At 60.5% G+C, this 16,090-nt stretch carries 17 protein-coding genes; 6 read left to right on the top strand and 11 right to left on the bottom strand.

The genetic code is table 11. The features are described 5' to 3' along the window. The 6 genes from ACOI8A_RS02830 to ACOI8A_RS02805 all read right to left on the bottom strand — a co-directional run bounded on the left by ACOI8A_RS02830 (position 1) and on the right by ACOI8A_RS02805 (position 6,130). Entirely contained in the window at positions 1-1,017 is a 1,017-nt protein-coding gene (locus ACOI8A_RS02830; protein WP_420649506.1) for an arginine N-succinyltransferase, read from the bottom strand. A gap of 118 nt (positions 1,018-1,135) precedes the next feature. Beyond that, entirely contained in the window at positions 1,136-2,485 is a 1,350-nt protein-coding gene (locus ACOI8A_RS02825; RefSeq protein ID WP_420649505.1) for an APC family permease, read from the bottom strand. A gap of 79 nt (positions 2,486-2,564) precedes the next feature. After that, entirely contained in the window at positions 2,565-3,317 is a 753-nt protein-coding gene (locus ACOI8A_RS02820) for an N-formylglutamate amidohydrolase (protein ID WP_420649504.1), read from the bottom strand. Next, positions 3,301-4,632 carry a glutamine synthetase gene (locus tag ACOI8A_RS02815; protein WP_420649503.1) on the bottom strand — a complete coding sequence of 444 codons (1,332 nt, stop codon included), beginning with the start codon at positions 4,630-4,632 and terminating at the stop codon, positions 3,301-3,303. Before ACOI8A_RS02815 ends, ACOI8A_RS02820 begins: the two co-directional genes overlap by 17 nt. Then, positions 4,629-5,273: an isochorismatase family cysteine hydrolase gene (locus ACOI8A_RS02810; RefSeq protein ID WP_420649502.1), complete on the bottom strand. Its 645-nt coding sequence runs from the start codon at positions 5,271-5,273 to the stop codon at positions 4,629-4,631. The genes ACOI8A_RS02815 and ACOI8A_RS02810 overlap by 4 nt, the downstream gene beginning before the upstream one ends. 2 nt (positions 5,274-5,275) lie before the next feature. Next, positions 5,276-6,130: a MurR/RpiR family transcriptional regulator gene (locus ACOI8A_RS02805; RefSeq protein ID WP_420649501.1), complete on the bottom strand. Its 855-nt coding sequence runs from the start codon at positions 6,128-6,130 to the stop codon at positions 5,276-5,278. A gap of 310 nt (positions 6,131-6,440) precedes the next feature. On the opposite strand from ACOI8A_RS02805, the gene ACOI8A_RS02800 reads away from it, so the two are divergent. Beyond that, positions 6,441-7,013 (top strand): histidine phosphatase family protein, encoded by a 573-nt coding sequence (locus ACOI8A_RS02800; protein WP_420649500.1) that lies wholly within the window; start codon positions 6,441-6,443, stop codon positions 7,011-7,013. Further along, entirely contained in the window at positions 7,010-7,765 is a 756-nt protein-coding gene (cobF, locus tag ACOI8A_RS02795; protein ID WP_420649499.1) for a precorrin-6A synthase (deacetylating), read from the top strand. The genes ACOI8A_RS02800 and cobF overlap by 4 nt, the downstream gene beginning before the upstream one ends. Before the next feature lie 147 nt (positions 7,766-7,912). Here the strand turns inward: cobF and ftrA are convergent, their stop codons facing one another. Beyond that, positions 7,913-8,887 (bottom strand): transcriptional regulator FtrA, encoded by a 975-nt coding sequence (gene ftrA / locus ACOI8A_RS02790; RefSeq protein WP_420649498.1) that lies wholly within the window; start codon positions 8,885-8,887, stop codon positions 7,913-7,915. 102 nt (positions 8,888-8,989) lie between these two features. On the opposite strand from ftrA, the gene ACOI8A_RS02785 reads away from it, so the two are divergent. The 3 genes from ACOI8A_RS02785 (at position 8,990) to ACOI8A_RS02775 (ending at position 11,879) form a co-directional block, all read left to right on the top strand. After that, a complete protein-coding gene (locus tag ACOI8A_RS02785; protein ID WP_420649497.1) occupies positions 8,990-9,424 on the top strand; it encodes a rhodanese-like domain-containing protein in 435 nt (144 codons plus the stop codon). A gap of 224 nt (positions 9,425-9,648) precedes the next feature. After that, on the top strand, positions 9,649-10,428 hold the full coding sequence (locus ACOI8A_RS02780) for an ABC transporter substrate-binding protein (RefSeq protein WP_420649496.1): 780 nt from the start codon (positions 9,649-9,651) through the stop codon (positions 10,426-10,428). A 734-nt stretch (positions 10,429-11,162) separates the two neighbouring features. Beyond that, positions 11,163-11,879 (top strand): alpha/beta hydrolase, encoded by a 717-nt coding sequence (locus ACOI8A_RS02775; RefSeq protein WP_420649495.1) that lies wholly within the window; start codon positions 11,163-11,165, stop codon positions 11,877-11,879. A gap of 3 nt (positions 11,880-11,882) precedes the next feature. Here the strand turns inward: ACOI8A_RS02775 and ACOI8A_RS02770 are convergent, their stop codons facing one another. Further along, on the bottom strand, positions 11,883-12,449 hold the full coding sequence (locus ACOI8A_RS02770) for a hypothetical protein (protein ID WP_420649494.1): 567 nt from the start codon (positions 12,447-12,449) through the stop codon (positions 11,883-11,885). Positions 12,450-12,535: 86 nt separating this feature from the next. Then, a complete protein-coding gene (locus tag ACOI8A_RS02765; protein WP_420649493.1) occupies positions 12,536-13,303 on the bottom strand; it encodes a hypothetical protein in 768 nt (255 codons plus the stop codon). A 143-nt stretch (positions 13,304-13,446) separates the two neighbouring features. Between ACOI8A_RS02765 and ACOI8A_RS02760 the strand changes: the two genes are divergently transcribed. After that, positions 13,447-13,977, top strand: coding sequence for a chalcone isomerase family protein (locus tag ACOI8A_RS02760; protein ID WP_420649492.1), 531 nt, complete (start codon positions 13,447-13,449; stop codon positions 13,975-13,977). A gap of 248 nt (positions 13,978-14,225) precedes the next feature. Here the strand turns inward: ACOI8A_RS02760 and ACOI8A_RS02755 are convergent, their stop codons facing one another. Together ACOI8A_RS02755 and ACOI8A_RS02750 are read right to left on the bottom strand one after the other, a co-directional pair. Continuing rightward, positions 14,226-15,407 (bottom strand): acetyl-CoA C-acetyltransferase, encoded by a 1,182-nt coding sequence (locus tag ACOI8A_RS02755; RefSeq protein ID WP_420649491.1) that lies wholly within the window; start codon positions 15,405-15,407, stop codon positions 14,226-14,228. 11 nt (positions 15,408-15,418) lie between these two features. Continuing rightward, the gene (locus ACOI8A_RS02750; RefSeq protein WP_420649490.1) at positions 15,419-16,084 is read right to left on the bottom strand and encodes a CoA transferase subunit B; all 666 of its coding nucleotides are present in this window, start codon (positions 16,082-16,084) and stop codon (positions 15,419-15,421) included. Positions 16,085-16,090 lie beyond the last annotated feature (6 nt).

Genomic DNA, 16,090 nt, shown 5'->3' with positions numbered 1-16,090 from the left:
TCACAGCGAGGCCAGCCGGATCGTGCTGCCATCGGTCACGTGCAGCGCCGCGCACAGTGCCGGGGTCAGGGCCAGCGGTTGGCCGGGCTGGTAATCGAGTTCGGCGACGATCGCGCGAAAGCCATGCAGCCCGTCATTGCTCAACAAGTAGCGACCGCGAGCATCGATTGTTGCTTGCTGATCGACGGTTGCCGTCTGGCCCTTGGCGATCGAGCGAATGTTCGCAGTGCGCGCATACAAGGTCGGGCCGGCGTCAAACAGGTCGATGTAGCTGTTGGTCTCGAAACCCTCGCGCTCCAGGATGTCGAAGGCCTCTTGGCCATCGGGATGGACGGCGCCAATGCAGTCCTGTGCAGCCTGAGGCAGCATCGGCACGTAAATCGGATACTGCGGCATCAGTTCGGCGAGAAAGGTCCGGCTCTGCAATCCGCACAGACGCTCGGCCTCGACGTAGGGCAGATCGAAGAAGTGTTTGCCCAGCGCATCCCAGAACGGCGAATGGCCGTTCTCGTCGCTGTAACCGACTATTTCGGTGATCACCGCGTCGGCAAAGCGTCCGCTGTGTGCTGCGATGAACAGCAGGCGTGCGCGCGACAGCAGTTCGGAAAACGGCGTACGCACCAGCCCCGCGTCGATGTGAAAACCACGCAGCAGCGTGTGGCCGCTGAGGTCGTGACACAACGACAGTGCTGGCACGCCGTGTTCGATATTCAGTTCGCGCGAGGCGCTGGTGAAGTGGCGGTTGCGCAAGCTGTAGAACGGTTCGTTAAAACCGGCGGTGGCGAGAATTTCCGAGCAACCGACAAGTTTCTGGCTATCCAGATCTTCGAGTACGAAGAAGTAGTTCTCCGGGCCTTGCGCCTTCGCCTCGCTATCGAACGACGCGCATGAACTGGCGATTTTCTCGCGCAGGCGCTCGCTGTCGTCCGGCAGCGACGTGACGCCGACCAGGCTGTCGCGGGCCAGTTGTTGCAGTTGCGGCAGGTCGGTTGGCTCGACTGGGCGTAAGACCAGCATGGATGCACTCCTGTATCAAAGGGTCCGGCGAATTCGCCGAACCTGACTATCACTGTCGGTTGCCACGCATTAAATCGGCGGTCGCCTGATTTGATGTCAGACGCCGCTCTTTTTCTTGTCAGCCATTGCTCGGGTCAGGCAGCGCGGTATTCGCGCCGAGCTTGTTCAGGAAGAACAGATACACCAGACCCAGCGCCACCCAGATCAGGCCGAGCTTCTGCGCATCGACGCCCATGTTGTACATGATGGCCGCGACGATGATGAAGCCGACCACCGGGCAGATCAGATGCCGAATGACCTGGCCGGATTTCTGCCGGCGCCAGTAGTAATTGATCACGGTCAGGTGCAGCAGCATGAAACCGCTGAGGGCGCCGAAGTTGACCAGCGAGGTCAGGGTGTCCACCGAGTTGATGAACAGGTAGCAGATCACCAGCGACAGCACCGCCACCAGATAGATGCTCAGGTACGGCGTGTTGTGTTTCGGATGGACCTTGGCCAGCACTTTCGGCAGCTTGCCGTCGCGGGCCATGCCGAACAGCAGGCGCGAAACCGCCGCTTGCGAGGTGATTGCCACCGCCACACCCCAAGCCAACGCCGTGGCGATGCCGGTCAGGGACGCCAGCCAACTGCCAGCGGCGATTTCGGCGATTTCATAAAACGCAGTGTCAGCCGACTTGAAGCCCATGCCCGCTGCCAGATCGGTGGCGATCCAGGTTTGCGCGACAAAGATCACGCCCATCACCAGCAGTGTGATCAGCGCCGCTTTGCCGACGCTGCGGCCCGGATCGCCCTTGATCTCTTCAGCGAGCGTGGAGATCGCATCGAAGCCGAGGAACGACAGCACTGCAATCGACACCGCTTGCATCAGCAGGGCGAAGTTGAAAGTTTCCGGGTGATACAGCGGCGCCAGCGTCAGTTCCCCGTTGCCGCCACCGTTGTGCAGCGCGTTCCAGGCGTAGAACAGGAAAATCCCCAGTACCACCAATTGCGCCAGCAGAAACACGATGTTGATGCGCGCGGTGAAGGTGATCCCGCGCAGGTTGACGAAAGTCGCGCTGACCAGGAACGCCAGAATGAAGCCGACTTTTGGAATGTCCGGGTACAAATGGTTGAGCGCCATCGCCGCATAGACGTAGAGCAGCGGCGGAATCAGCAGGTAATCGAGCAGCATCAGCCAGCCGGCGATGAAGCCGACGTGTTGATTCAAGCCACGCTGGGCGTAGGAATACACCGAGCCGGCAATCGGAAATGCGCGGGCCATGCTGCCGTAACTGAGCGCGGTAAACAGCATCGCGACCATGCCGATGATATAGGCCAGCGGCACCATCCCCGGCGCCTCGGCGTTGACGTAGCCATACACGCCGAACGGGGCGATGGGGATCATGAAGATCATCCCGTAGACCACCAGGTCGGTCAGCGTCAGGCTGCGTTTCAACTCCTGTTTGTAGCCGAATTGTTCTATTTCCATGCAGCGCCACTCCTTGTCAGGCAATCGGTCGTTTTAGTTGTTCTATCGATCCATCGTTTACCGCGTCAGCATTGTTTCTTTACAGCAGTGGAGCGAGATAACTGGCCCAGCGCGACACCGCCTCGGGGCTGCGCAGCAGATCGTTGCGCACCTCGATCAGCACCGATGGCAGACCCCGGGCATCGCCGTGCACCGGCACGGTCATGTCGGCCAGCGGGTCGATCTTGTACGGCTGATTTCCGGCGACTTTCAGCGGCTGCTGGCCGAGGCCGTCGAGAATGCGCCGGGCATATTCTTTGGCCTGACCGAACAACACGCCGGCTTCCAGTTCGCGCGGCTGGCCGTAATAAATCGGGGTGAAACTGTGAATTCCTACCACACGCACCGGCCGGCCCTCGGCCAGGCGCGCATCGATCAGCTGTTGCAGGCGCGTGTGAAACGGCTTGAACAGCGTTTGGCGGCGGTATTCGCGCGTGGCTTCGTCCAGCTCGCGGTTGCCCGGCACCTGATAAATCTCGCTCTGCGCCGGGATGCTGTCCGGGGCATGCCGTGGGCGATTGAGGTCGATCAACAGTCGTGAATAGTTGGCGCTCAACAGGGTGGCGCCGAGTTGTTCCGACAGTTGCTCGGCCAGTTCCCGCGCGCCGATATCCCAGGCAATGTGTTCACGCGCGGCAGCCTCGTCCAGGCCCAGATTGTTCAGGGCTTCGGGGATGTAACGGCTGGCGTGCTCGCACACCAGAATCAGCGGGTGCGTCGAGTCTTCGTGGCTCAGGTTGTAAACCGGTCGGGTGTACAACCCAAGCTCGGCGGATTCAGTACAGGCGTGCATAGTGCTCACACAAGTCAGCGGGCGAGAGCTGTTCCGTCAGCGCCAGTTCCTCGGTTTTAAGGGCGAAAAAGGTGTCGAGCAACGCGGCGGGCAGCGCTGCAATCAGCGCTTCGTTGCGACGCAGGCAATCCAGCGCCTGCGCCAGTGAGGCGGGCAGGGCGACGATGCCCCGCGCCTTGCGTTGTTCGTTGTTGAGTGAGTCGGGGATTTCATCGGTGATCGCGTTCAGTGCCAGACGCTGTTCGATGCCCAGACGCCCGGCGATCAACAGCGCAGCCATCGCCAGATGCGGCGAGGCCGTCGCGTCCATCGCGCGAAATTCCAGGTTGTACTGCGCCGCCACGGATTTGCTGCCCAGGCTCACGGTCGGACAGATGCGCAGCGCCGCTTCACGGTTTTGCTGCCCGAGGCACGCGTAGGATGCGCTCCAGTGATGCGGCTGCAAGCGCTCGTACGAAACCGGGGTCGGCGCGGTAAATGCACACAGCGCCGGCAAGTAATGCAGCACGCCGGCGGCCCAGTGCTGGCCGAGGGTCGACAGGCCATTGCTGGTGCCCGCGTCGTACAAAATCGGCTGACCGCCCAGATCGAGCAGGCTGACGTGCAGGTGCACGCCGTTGCACACTGCGTCGGCGGAGGTTTTCGGCGCGAAGCTCAGATCGAGTCCCATCTGCCGGGCGATCTCGCGGGTGATCTCGCGCACGTTGACGGCACGATCCGCCGCCGCCACGCCAAAGGTCGGGCGGCAGGTGATTTCGTATTGATGCTTGCCATATTCCGGCAGGAACATTTCCGGCTCGACCCCGCCAGCACGCAGCGCGCTAAGCAGCCAGCCACCGAATTCCGCACCTTGACGCTGCGCTTCAAGCGAGAACGCCAAGTGCTCGGCAAAGCCTGCATGCAGATTGAATTCGTGTTCGAACGCGGCGTTGACCTGCAAGCCGAGTTGATCGCGATAACGCTCGATTTCATCGCGCAACAACGTGCGCGGACAGGCGCCCCACGGCCGGCCATCGGTCTCGCGGATGTCGCCATGGATGAAATCCAGCGCTGGCGCCGAGGCGTCCGGGCCATTGCCGACGGTCACACGGCTGGCCAGATCGGGAATCAGCCGCAGATCACCATAAGCGCCCCACGGGTTGGTCGAGGCGATGACATCCTGCGGCGTCAACGCGCTGTTGGCCGGCACCCAGCCGCAACCGGCAGCCTGATAATGCTCCAACTCATCGGTGGGAAACGAGCGACCACGGGTGATACCGATCAGGTCGGTGGTGACGATGGTGGTCATCGGCAACGGCGTCAGGCGCTCGCTCATGGCTGCATCTCCTGCAAACGGCCGAGCACGCTGTCGGTGTCAGTGATCCAGCAGTAACCCTTGATCGCGTTCAGGCACGCGTCATGTCGCGCCTCGGTGTAGGTCGCGCAGGCGTCGGCCACCAGCGTCACCAGATAGCCACGGTCGGCGGCGTCGCGCACGGCCATGTCCACGCATTGGTCAGTGACGATGCCGGCGATGATCAGATGCCGGGTTTCGAGGTTGCGCAGCACGTAATCAATGCTGGTCGAGTTGAAAACACCGGAGGAAGTCTTCGGCAGGACGATTTCATTTTCCGCCGGGGTCAGCTCGGCAATGACCTGCGCCTGCGGACTGCCCTTGGGCAAGTGCATGTCCGACAGTTTGTGATCGAGCGAGCGGTCGCGGCCGTCAGCGGTCAGGCTTTCGATCAGCGTGTGCAATACGTTTTGCCGCGCATTGCGGAAAGCGTTAAGCAGGCGCACTTGATTGGGCACCACTTGCGTGCGGGTTCGATTGAGGAAGTACGCGGCGTCCGGCTCGTCGAGGTGCGGGTCGAACTGCGGCTCGAGCCACGCACGCTGCATGTCCACCAGCAACAGCGCGGTGTGCCCGGTGACAAACGGCAGGTCCCGTGGCGAACGGTGGGGAAGGCTGAACATCCTTATTTATCCTCCAGCAAGTGAGTGTTGAAGTCGTTGCGCAAGGCGTCGATGCCTTCCAGGCGATCGGCCAGATCCGGGCTGCGCAACGTCAGGCAAGCGATCAACGCTTCGACCTGAGCCAGCGCCGGGACCATGGTGTCGAACGGCGACGCCGATTCCACCGGGGCGCTGATGATCAGGTCGGCCATTTCACGCAGCGGCGAGGCATAGATGTCAGTGAATAGCACGACGCGGGCGTTGCTGTTCTTCGCGGCGCTGGCCACGCGCAGGGCCTGGGTCTGGTAGCGGCGATAGTCGAACACCATCACCACGTCCTGACGTTGCAGGTCGAACAGGCGATCCGGCAGTTGCGGGTTGTCTTCCAGCGCAAAGCAACCGGGTCGCAGCAGGCGCAGGTGATTGAGCAGGTAAGTCGCCATCAGGCTGCTGAAACGCCCGCCAAAGCAGTACACCTGATGCCGCGTGTCGAGCAGCCAGTCGGTGAGGATGCGCACATCTTCGGGTTGCGTCAGCGATTGGGTTTCACCTAACTGGCGCTGACTGTCGGCCAGATAATGGCTCCACGCATCGTCCTTGTTCTGGTGCGAACGCGGTTGTAACAGGGTGCGCGGCGAGCGCAGGCGATGATCCATGTCGCTGAGCAGCGCGTCCTGGAATTCGGCATAGCCACCGAAACCGAGTTTCTTCACCAGTCGTACGATGGTCGGATCGCTGACGCCAGCATGTTCGGCCAGACGTGCCATTGGCCCGAGGCCATTGCGCGGGTACTGATCGAGCAAGGCGCGAACGACTTTGCGCTCCGACGGCGTCAATTCCAGGCCGGGGTCGGTGATCAGGTCTCTAAGAGGGGGCATCCGGGCTCCTGCTGGATGGGGGGATGTTGAATCTGCTTCATAATCCGTTAAAACAGTATTTATGTAACTGACGCTACATGTCTAGTGAATTTTTAACCGATACGTTTGAGCTTTTAAATCGTGTAAGACGCCTGTGTAGCAGGGGTTACATGGATGTCGATCGTGGTTGTAGTCCATCGCCCATTGCGGTGTCAGATATCTCCGCTTCTTTGCTGTTGAACGCTTCACCGTGATGCCCTGGGTGCCGCGGATTACGGCACAATGGCTGCCCAAATGCGTCTTACCGACTTCTCCAACCGAGTGCCTTACCGTGCTGGCCACCCGTTTGACTCTGATTTGCCACGCTCGAACCGTCGCACAGAAACTGGCGTGTTTTCCTACAGATGAGCCTGTTGAAAATGTCGGGTTGGCGTCCTACTCGTTGGCGCCCCGGTTCGACAAGCGTTCACGTCTGATCTGCGGCCCGGAATTGCGCACTCGCCAGACCGCCGAATACTTCGGCACCGATGCGCAGATAGATGAGGCACTGCGCGATTGCGCCTGGGGACGCTGGCATGGTCAGTCGATCAAGGATTTACAGCGTCAGGAGCCTGAAGAGCTGCAGGCCTGGATCGACGATCCGCACGCCGCTCCGCATGGCGGTGAGTCTGTCGCGCAACTCGGCGCGCGCGTGGCCGTGTGGCTGGCATCCCTGCAAGACACGCCGGGACATATTGTGGCGATCACTCATCCGTTCGTGATTCGCGCTGCGCTGATGCAAGTCATGCAGGGCCGCGCGGCGAATTGCATCGACGTCGAGCCATTGGCCGCGGTCGAACTGAGTTTTACCGGGCGCTGGCGGCTACGCTTGCCGGGTATCGACCTTCAAGGAGCGGATTCATGAAGCGATTGCTGGTCATCGGCATTGGCGCGGGCAACCCGGACTACATCACCATGCAGGCAGTCAAGGCGCTGAACCGCGTGGACGTGTTCTTTCTCATGGACAAGGGCCAGAGCAAAGACAAACTGATCGACCTGCGTCGTGACATCTGCGAGCAATACATCACAAATCCCACGTACCGCTTCGCCGAAGCCCACAGCCCGGAGCGCGAGCGCGGCGATGTGGACTACAGCGCCAGCGTCGATGATCTGAACCGCGCCAAGCAACAGACCTTCGAGCGGCTGATCAATGACGAATTGTCTGACGCCGAGTGCGGCGGTTTTCTGGTGTGGGGCGACCCGGCGTTGTACGACAGCACGGTGCGCATTCTTCAGGCGATTCTGGCCTCGGGCCGCTGTGCCTTCGAGTTCGAAGTGATCCCCGGCATCACCAGCGTTCAGGCGTTGGCGGCGCAACACAAAGTGCCGTTGAACACCATTGGCCGCTCGATCGAAATCAGCACCGGACGGCGCTTGGCGGCGGGGCAGGTGAGTGACACCGACAGCCTGGTGGTGATGCTCGATGCTGAAGATTCCTACCAACAAGTGGCGGATCGCGAGACGCAGATTTACTGGGGCGCCTACCTGGGCACGCCGGATGAAATCCTCATCAGCGGCAAGCTCAAGGATGTCGCGGATGAGATCGAGCGGGTGCGCAAGGCTGCGCGGGCCGAGCATGGCTGGATCATGGACACCTATTTGCTGCGCAAGCCTTGAGGTTTATGTCGGCTGTGCCGGCCCTATCGTTGGCAAGTCGAATCGTCGCACCGCAGCTCCCACAGGTTTTGTAGTGGTCACAGGTTTTGTGTACGACACGGACACTGTGGGAGCTGGCTTGCCAGCGATGGCGTACTGAAATTCAGCTCAGGAAATCGCTTTGACCTTGTGCCCAAACCGCTCGCGATACACCGACGGCGGCACGCCGACCACGCTGCGAAACGCCACGCGGAAACTTTCCACTGAACGATAGCCGCAGCGTTCGGCAATCTGTTCGGTGTTGTGTTGCGTGCTTTCGAGTAACTCACGCGCGCGGGCCAGTCGTTCATGTTGCAGCCAGGCTTTCGGCGATTGGCCGCTAGCCTCGGAGAACCTGCGCAAAAACGTGCGCTCGCTCATCGCCGCTTCACTGGCCAGATCGCGCACTTCCAGCGGTTCATGCAAACGCTCGCGTGCCCATTGCATCACCCGCGACAGATCGCTACGCGGCGTCGGGCTGACCGGGGTGGGAATGAATTGCGCCTGACCGCCGCTGCGTTGCGGCGACATCACCAGCCGCCGTGCCACGCAATTGGCGACCTGAGTGCCGAAGTCCCGCGCGACCAAATGCAGGCAGGCGTCGATGCCCGCCGCGCTGCCCGCCGAAGTAATCAACTGGCCGGAGTCGACATACAGCACATCCGGATCGACCGCGATCGCCGGAAAACGCTCGGCCAGTTCCGTGGTGTAGCGCCAGTGCGTGGTCGCGCCATGCCCATCGAGCAGGCCGCTGGCCGCCAGTACAAACACGCCTGAGCAGATCGACAGCAGCCGCGCACCGCGAGCGTGGGCCTGTCGCAGTGCATCGAGCAATTCTTCCGGCACTTGAGCACTGCGATCGCGCCAGCCAGGAATGATGATGGTGCGCGCCTGCGCCAACAGCTCCAGCCCGCCATCCGCGAGTATTTGAATGCCGCCCATGGCGCGCATCGGCCCTTGATCGACCGCGGCGATGGAGTGCTCGTACCAAGGGAAATCGAAATCCGGGCGCGCCAGACCGAAGATCTCCACGGCGATGCCGAACTCGAATGTACAGAGACCGTCGTAGGCGAGGATGGCGACCAATCCAGGTGATTCAGGCATTTGGCGGAAACTTCCCAGTGAGTGTCTTGTGCGCCACTGTAGCCGCAAGAATCAGCTCGATAAAGTCTGTTCACACCCAAGCAGATGTAGGAGCAACACCGCATGACCAGCCTGGTTCGCCAAATCCCTGCCGCCCCGTCGGCGATTGCCCTGATGCATTTCAGCAACCGTCTGACCTTCGAAACCGATTGTTCCGACGTCTTCAGCAGCCAGCAGGCGGGCGAAGTCGATTTTGTGCTGGTAGACGTGCGCGGGCCGCTGGCCTTCGAGCGCGGGCATGTGCCGGGGGCGATCAATATTCCGGGGCGCGAGTTGACTGCCGACGGGCTGGCGGCTTACTCGAAAAGTACATTGTTTGTGGTTTATTGCGCAGGCCCGCACTGCAACGGCGCGAACAAGGCGGCGGTGAAACTGGCGGCGCTGGGCTATCCGGTCAAGGAAATGATTGGCGGGGTGACCGGGTGGCTGGATGAAGGATTCGAGTTGAGTGTGGCCCAGGCAAAAACGGCGCTTACGCCCATCCAATGTGATTGCTGAGACAAAATCGGGCTTTGTCCTACAACGTGTGCACCGCTCTGGCGCACACTTTTCCTACCACCCGTCAGTCGCCGATTTTATGTAAGTAATTGTCGCTTAAAAACAATTTGCCCCGTGCGCGCCGCCATAGACTGCCGACCACTTCGGTTTTTGCTCCTAAAAAGCCATCACCGAACGCTGAATCCAAAGCTGCCAATAAAAGTCTCCGCACACGGGAGTAATAAATGAAAAAGCTAGTGATGTTCGGTGCCCTGGCACTGTCGATGTTGTCTCTGACGGCTGTGGCTGATGACGCAAAACCGATCCGCATCGGTATCGAAGCCGGTTACCCGCCATTCTCGATGAAAACCCCTGACGGCAAGCTGACCGGCTTCGACGTCGACATCGGCGACGCGCTGTGCGAGCAGATGAAGGTCAAGTGCACGTGGGTCGAGCAGGAATTCGACGGCCTGATCCCGGCGCTGAAAGTGAAGAAGATTGACGCGATCCTGTCCTCGATGACCATCACCGACGACCGCAAGAAAAACGTCGACTTCACCATCAAGTACTATCACACCCCGGCGCGCTTCGTGATGAAGGCCGGCTCCGGCGTGAAAGACCCGCTGACCGAGCTCAAAGGCAAGAAAGTCGGCGTGTTGCGCGCCAGTACCCACGACCGCTACGCCACCGAAGTGCTGGTGCCGGCCGGGATCGAACTGGTGCGTTACGGCTCGCAGCAGGAAGCCAACCTGGACATTACTTCCGGTCGTCTCGACGCGATGCTGGCCGACTCGGTCAACCTGAGCGACGGTTTCCTGAAAACCGACGCCGGCAAAGGCTTCGAATTCGTTGGCCCGACCTACGAAGACGCCAAGTACTTCGGCGGTGGCGCCGGCATTGCTGTACGCAAGGGCGATAAAGAGCTGGCGGACAAATTCAACACCGCCATCACTGAAATCCGCGCCAACGGCAAGTACAAGCAAGTGCAGGACAAGTATTTTGACTTCGACGTTTACGGTCAGTAATACGCAATAGAAAAAAGTGGCCCCGTTACGCGGAGGCCACTTTTTTTGTGCCCGTGATTTATCCCGGGCAACACCATTGCACTGTGCCAATCGCTAGCAGGCTAGCTCCCACAGTGATCGCGTTCCGACAGAGGAATGCGATCTAATTGTGGGAGATTCTATGTTTGGGGGGAAGCCCCCAAACCTGTTTTTGACTGAGTCCATATCCGTTGCTGCGGTAACGGCTTCCTAGGGTTCCGCCCTGACGGCGGGTCACCTTTTCCAAACGCCGAAAAGGTAACCCAAAAGGCTTTTCCCTGACGTTCGGCCCTCGCTGTGGCTCGGGTTCCTTCGCTGCGGGATTGATCCGGGCGCATCGCCTCCGGTTTGCTGCGCTGCACCTCCTCTCGATGTGTTCGACTTCGTCGAACGGTCGCTGCGCTCCCACCCCCGGATCAATCCCTCCACTCAGCCTGCCGACGGGCGCTTGAGATCAAAAGCCGCAGCCGAGCTAACGCTCATCCTGTTGAGTGGGGCGACTGCGCCGCATGGGTTGTACGCGAATTAAAGAATGTGGGAGCTGCGGTGCGACGATTCGACTTGCCAGCGATGGCGGCCTACGAGCCGACCAATCTCTTGGAGATGTACCCAGTTCCCCCGGTGGAGCCTGCTGGCGATGGCGGCATTCCAGGCGCTGCAACTTTAGGACAGTGTTAGGCTCTGCCCCGAACCCTGCACCCCGTGAAGGAACGCTCATGTTGAAGATGTTTGCCCTGTTGACCCTGCTGGCGTCGACCGTCGTCCACGCTCAAACCACGCTGCAAGGCGATCTGCCGCTGAAATACCTGGAGCAGGTCCACCCGGATGCCGAGCCGCGCCCGCTGGTGGTTTTTCTGCACGGTTACGGCAGTAACGAAGCGGATCTGATAGGCATGAAATTCCAGTTGCCCAAGCATTACAACTACCTGTCAGTGCAGGCGCCGATGTCGCTGGGGGAAGGGCGTTTCCAGTGGTTTCGCAAGAAAGGCGAAGGTGTCTACAACGGCGAAACCGATGATCTGAAGCTCAGCAGCCAGAAATTGCGCGAGTTCATCGCGGCAGCGGCGCAGAAATATCACGCGCAACCGGACAAGGTGTACCTGATCGGCTTCAGCCAAGGGGCAATGATGAGCTACGAGGTAGGGCTGCGACGGCCAGCCGTGGTCGGCGGGATCGCGGCCTTGAGCGGACGACTGTTGCCGGTGCTCAAGGCAGAGCTCAAGGCCCAGCAACAGCGTCCGCCGCTGAACATCTTCATCGGCCACGGCACGGCGGATGACCGCGTGCCGTACAGCGCTGGCACCGAAGCCGATGCGCTGTTGCAAAAGCTCTCGTACAAGCCGCAATTTCATGCTTATCCGGGCGTAGGCCACAGCATCAGTGCGGCCGAATTGCGTGACTTGAACGCCTGGTTGCAGCAGCTCAACCCTTGAACATCACTTGTCCTTGAGGATGGTTCTGATCAGCGCGTCATGACCGCTCTTGTCGCTGGCGCGGGAAATCACCTGAACCAGCGCCATGCGCGTGCCGGAACCGGCCATCAGTGTGGTGTTGAGGGTCTGGCCGCCGCCCTGAGTGGCGGTGCTGTCGACTTCGCGCATACCTAAGCCGCTACCTTTCTGGGTCAGGCTTTTCTCGCTGAGCTTGTTGAAGTCCGGCAGTGCCTTGCGCTGGGCTTCGACGAAATCCGCCACGGTGCCGTCGAGGAATTCGCTGTCGTTGTCTTTGACGTTGTTGCCGCCGGGAATCTGGTTTTCCGCAGCAATCACCACAGTCTTGGTGGTCGGGTTGGTGTACATCGTGCCCGTGGCGCCGGTCGGACTGGCCGGCAACGGATCGGCGCTAAAACCCTTGGGCAGCACGAACGTGAACTTGCCACCAAGCATCGAGACTTTCTGCGTCGGTGCCTGTTCTTTGGCCTTGGCCGCCTGAGCATTAATGGCGGCGAAACCGGCCACCGCTGCCAGCAACAGGACAACGGTTTTCTTGCTAAGCAATGACATTCGAATCTCCGTGGGATGGTCGCGCTTGGGCGGCGATCATCCCATGGAGCGCACCCGGCACTCCAGAGCGGTTTGTCCGACCATGCTCAGGCTCGGGCAGCGACCGGTTTGGCCAGCAACTGCCGGGTGACACCCAGCATCGCTATAGAGACCGCGACAGCGATGCCGAATCCGCCGAAACCCAGGCTAGGCACCGTCAGCGCCAACACCAGACAAAACGCCGAAAACGAATACATCCCGGTCGCTGTGGCCCTTAACAACGCTGCGGTAAATGCCGGCCCACGGGTTTGCTGAGAAAATACCGCCATCACGCTGCCAAGCACCGGGAACACCGCAAGCAATCCGCTCCAGCGTTCGCCAACCGTGCTGGCAAGCAGGGTGACCGCCAGCGTCAACGCGGCGCCGGCGATCATCCGCCAGATCAATTTGTCCGACTTCGGCGCCTTGCTGTTGGCCACCGGTTGCACCTTTGGAAACAAATATGGCGCAGCGAGTAGCGCAATCGCAGCAGCGGCAATCGAAAACGGCAGCGACGCAGGGATAAGCGATAACACCACTGCCAGCGTGGCCCAAACTGCCAGCGAACTGACCAGCGCCAATGGCCACTGCGCTCGCTGCGCGACTTGCGCGTAGGTGATGCAGAACGCGATCATCGCGAACATGGCCGACAGTGCTGCGACCGCAGATTGCGCAGCAAACGCGGTGCCCTGTTCAATGGCGAGGAAAAACAGAATCGGCCCGACCACTACTGGCAACCCCGACAACCACCCGGCTACGCTTGGCCCCCAACGTTTGCCCGCCAGGGAAATCAGCAGCAGAAATCCGGGAATCAGCAGTAGTTTGAGGATCAGCACGCGGGTATCTCCGTCGGGGGCAGGTCGCCACGTTAGCATTGGGAATAGCAGATTGCTGCATGGATATGCAGTTCTTGTATACAAAGTTTTGGGCCAGACCCGACTAAACTCTGATTAACGAACGTCCTGGAGTTGATGCCGCAATGAACAAAGTGCCGAAGGTGTTACGCAAGTTCTGCGGCATTGGATTGTTAGCGCTGCTGATCTCGCCAGCGTCGGCCAATTGGCAGGAAGCGGTGCCCGGCGCGCAGATCATCGGCACCGGGGAGTTCAGCGTGTTCGGTTTCGACGTGTACAACGCGCGACTGTGGAGCACGACGCGACCGCTGGCGGAGGGCCAACCGTTTGCGCTGGAGTTGATCTATCAGCGCAACATTTCCCGCGATGATCTGGTGCAGGCGAGTGTCGATGAGATCAAGCGGCTGGCCGGTTCCGCTGTGAGTCCGGCACAGTTGTCCGAGTGGCAGACGCAGATGCAGCAAGCGTTCGTCGACGTGCAGGCCGGGACGCGCATCACCGGAGTGTATTTACCGGGGCAGGGCGCGCGGTTTTTTGTCGGTCAGCGCTTGCAGCATGAAATCGATGATCCGAAGTTTGCCCGGGCGTTCTTCGATATCTGGCTGGATCCGCGCACGCGCAATCCGGAATTGCGCCGGCAGTTGTTGGGTAAGTGAGTCCCGCTGCTGTTGGGCATGGGTTGGAATCAGGCTGCACGCTGAAACAGACTGGAATACCAACTGTGGCGAGGGGATTCATCCCCGTTGGGCTGCGAAGCGGCCCTGAGAATCTGCGTGCCAGTCAAGATTTTTGCCAGTGCTGCGCACTGGAACGGGGATAAATCCCCTCGCCACAGAGGCTATGTGTAACCAGGCAGCGGGCGGATGTCGTGGATCCGCCCGCCGTCTGTAGTGCTCTTTTCTGCTTACGCGCGTTCCAGCGCCAGTGCCACGCCCTGACCGCCGCCAATGCACAGGGTCGCCAGACCTTTCTTCGCATCACGTTTGATCATTTCATGCAGCAGCGTCACCAGCACGCGGCAGCCCGAAGCGCCAATCGGATGGCCGAGGGCGATGGCGCCGCCGTTGACGTTGACCTTGTTCATGTCCCAATGCAGATCCTTGGCGACTGCCAGCGATTGCGCAGCGAAGGCTTCGTTGGCTTCGATCAGATCAAGTTGCTCGATTGACCAACCGGCCTTGTCCAGGCAGCGGCGAGTCGCCGAAACCGGGCCGATGCCCATGATTGCTGGATCAACCCCGGCGTTGGCGTAGGCAGCGATTTTCGCCAGCACCGGCAGGCCGAGGGCCTTGGCTTTTTCGGCGCTCATCAGGATCACCGCAGCAGCGCCGTCGTTCAGCGACGAAGCATTGCCAGCGGTGACGCTGCCGTCCTTCTTGAATGCCGGGCGCAGCTTGGCCAGCGATTCGGCCGTGGTCTCGCCACGCGGTTGCTCATCAACCTTGAACGCAACCGGATCGCCCTTGCGCTGCGGGATCAGGATCGGAGTGATTTCATCGACAAAACGCCCGGCCTCGATGGCAGCGGCGGCTTTCTGCTGGGATGCAGCGGCGAACGCGTCTTGCTGTTCGCGGCTGATCTGGTATTTATCGACCAGATTCTCGGCAGTGATGCCCATGTGATAGTCGTTGAAGGCATCCCACAGACCGTCGCTGATCATGGTGTCGACGATTTGTGCGTGACCCATGCGCAGACCAGTGCGTGCGCCGGGCATTACATAGTTGGACAGGCTCATGTTTTCCTGGCCGCCGGCGATGATCACGTCAGCGTCGCCGCAACGAATCGCCTGAGCGCCCAAGTGCAAAGCTTTCAAACCCGAACCGCAGACCTTGTTCAGCGTCATGGCCGGCACCGCGTGGGGCAGACCGGCCTTGATCGCCGACTGACGCGCCGGGTTCTGGCCAGCGCCGGCAGTCAGCACCTGGCCCATGATCACTTCATCAACCTGCGCACCGTCCAGACCGGTTTGTTCGAGCAACTGGCGGATTACCGCAGCGCCCAGGTCTACCGCGGATACGCTGGCCAGCGAACCCTGAAAACTGCCGATCGCGGTGCGCGTGGCGGCAACAATTACGACGTCTTGCATGTGCGAATTCCTCACTGGGCAGCGAACTGCATTTCCGGTACGTGATCCGGGACGATCAGTTTACCTGCGGTTTTGGCGACGATTTCCTCGATGCTGACGCCAGGTGCGCGTTCTTTGAGGACAAAAGCGCCATTTTCGATTTCCAGGTAGGCGAGATCGGTCAGCACGCGCTTGATGCACCCGGCGCCGGTCAGCGGCAGGCTGCAACGTGGCAGCAGTTTCGACTCACCGTCCTTGGACGCGTGGGTCATGATGACGATGATGTTGTCGGCACCCGCCACCAGATCCATGGCGCCGCCCATGCCCTTGACCAGTTTGCCCGGGATCATCCACGACGCAATGTTGCCTTCGACGTCCACTTCGAAGGCGCCGAGCACGGTCAGATCGACATGGCCGCCACGAATCATCGCGAAGGACTCGGCCGAGGAGAAAATCGAAGCGCCGATGCGTGCGGTCACGGTTTGCTTGCCGGCGTTGATCATGTCGGCATCGATGGTTTCTTCAGTCGGAAAAGGACCCATGCCGAGCAGACCGTTTTCCGATTGCAGCATGACTTCCATGCCTTCGGGAATGTAGTTGGCGACCAGGGTCGGAATGCCGATGCCGAGGTTCACGTAGTAGCCGTCCTGCATTTCGCGGGCGACGCGCTGAGCCATTTGTTCGCGGGAAAGTGCCATGTTGTT

The organism is Pseudomonas sp. P4795 (assembly GCF_048822895.1).
Classification (GTDB): domain Bacteria; phylum Pseudomonadota; class Gammaproteobacteria; order Pseudomonadales; family Pseudomonadaceae; genus Aquipseudomonas.
Note: the sequence above shows the minus strand (reverse complement) of the source record. Positions and strands in the feature narration are given on the sequence as shown.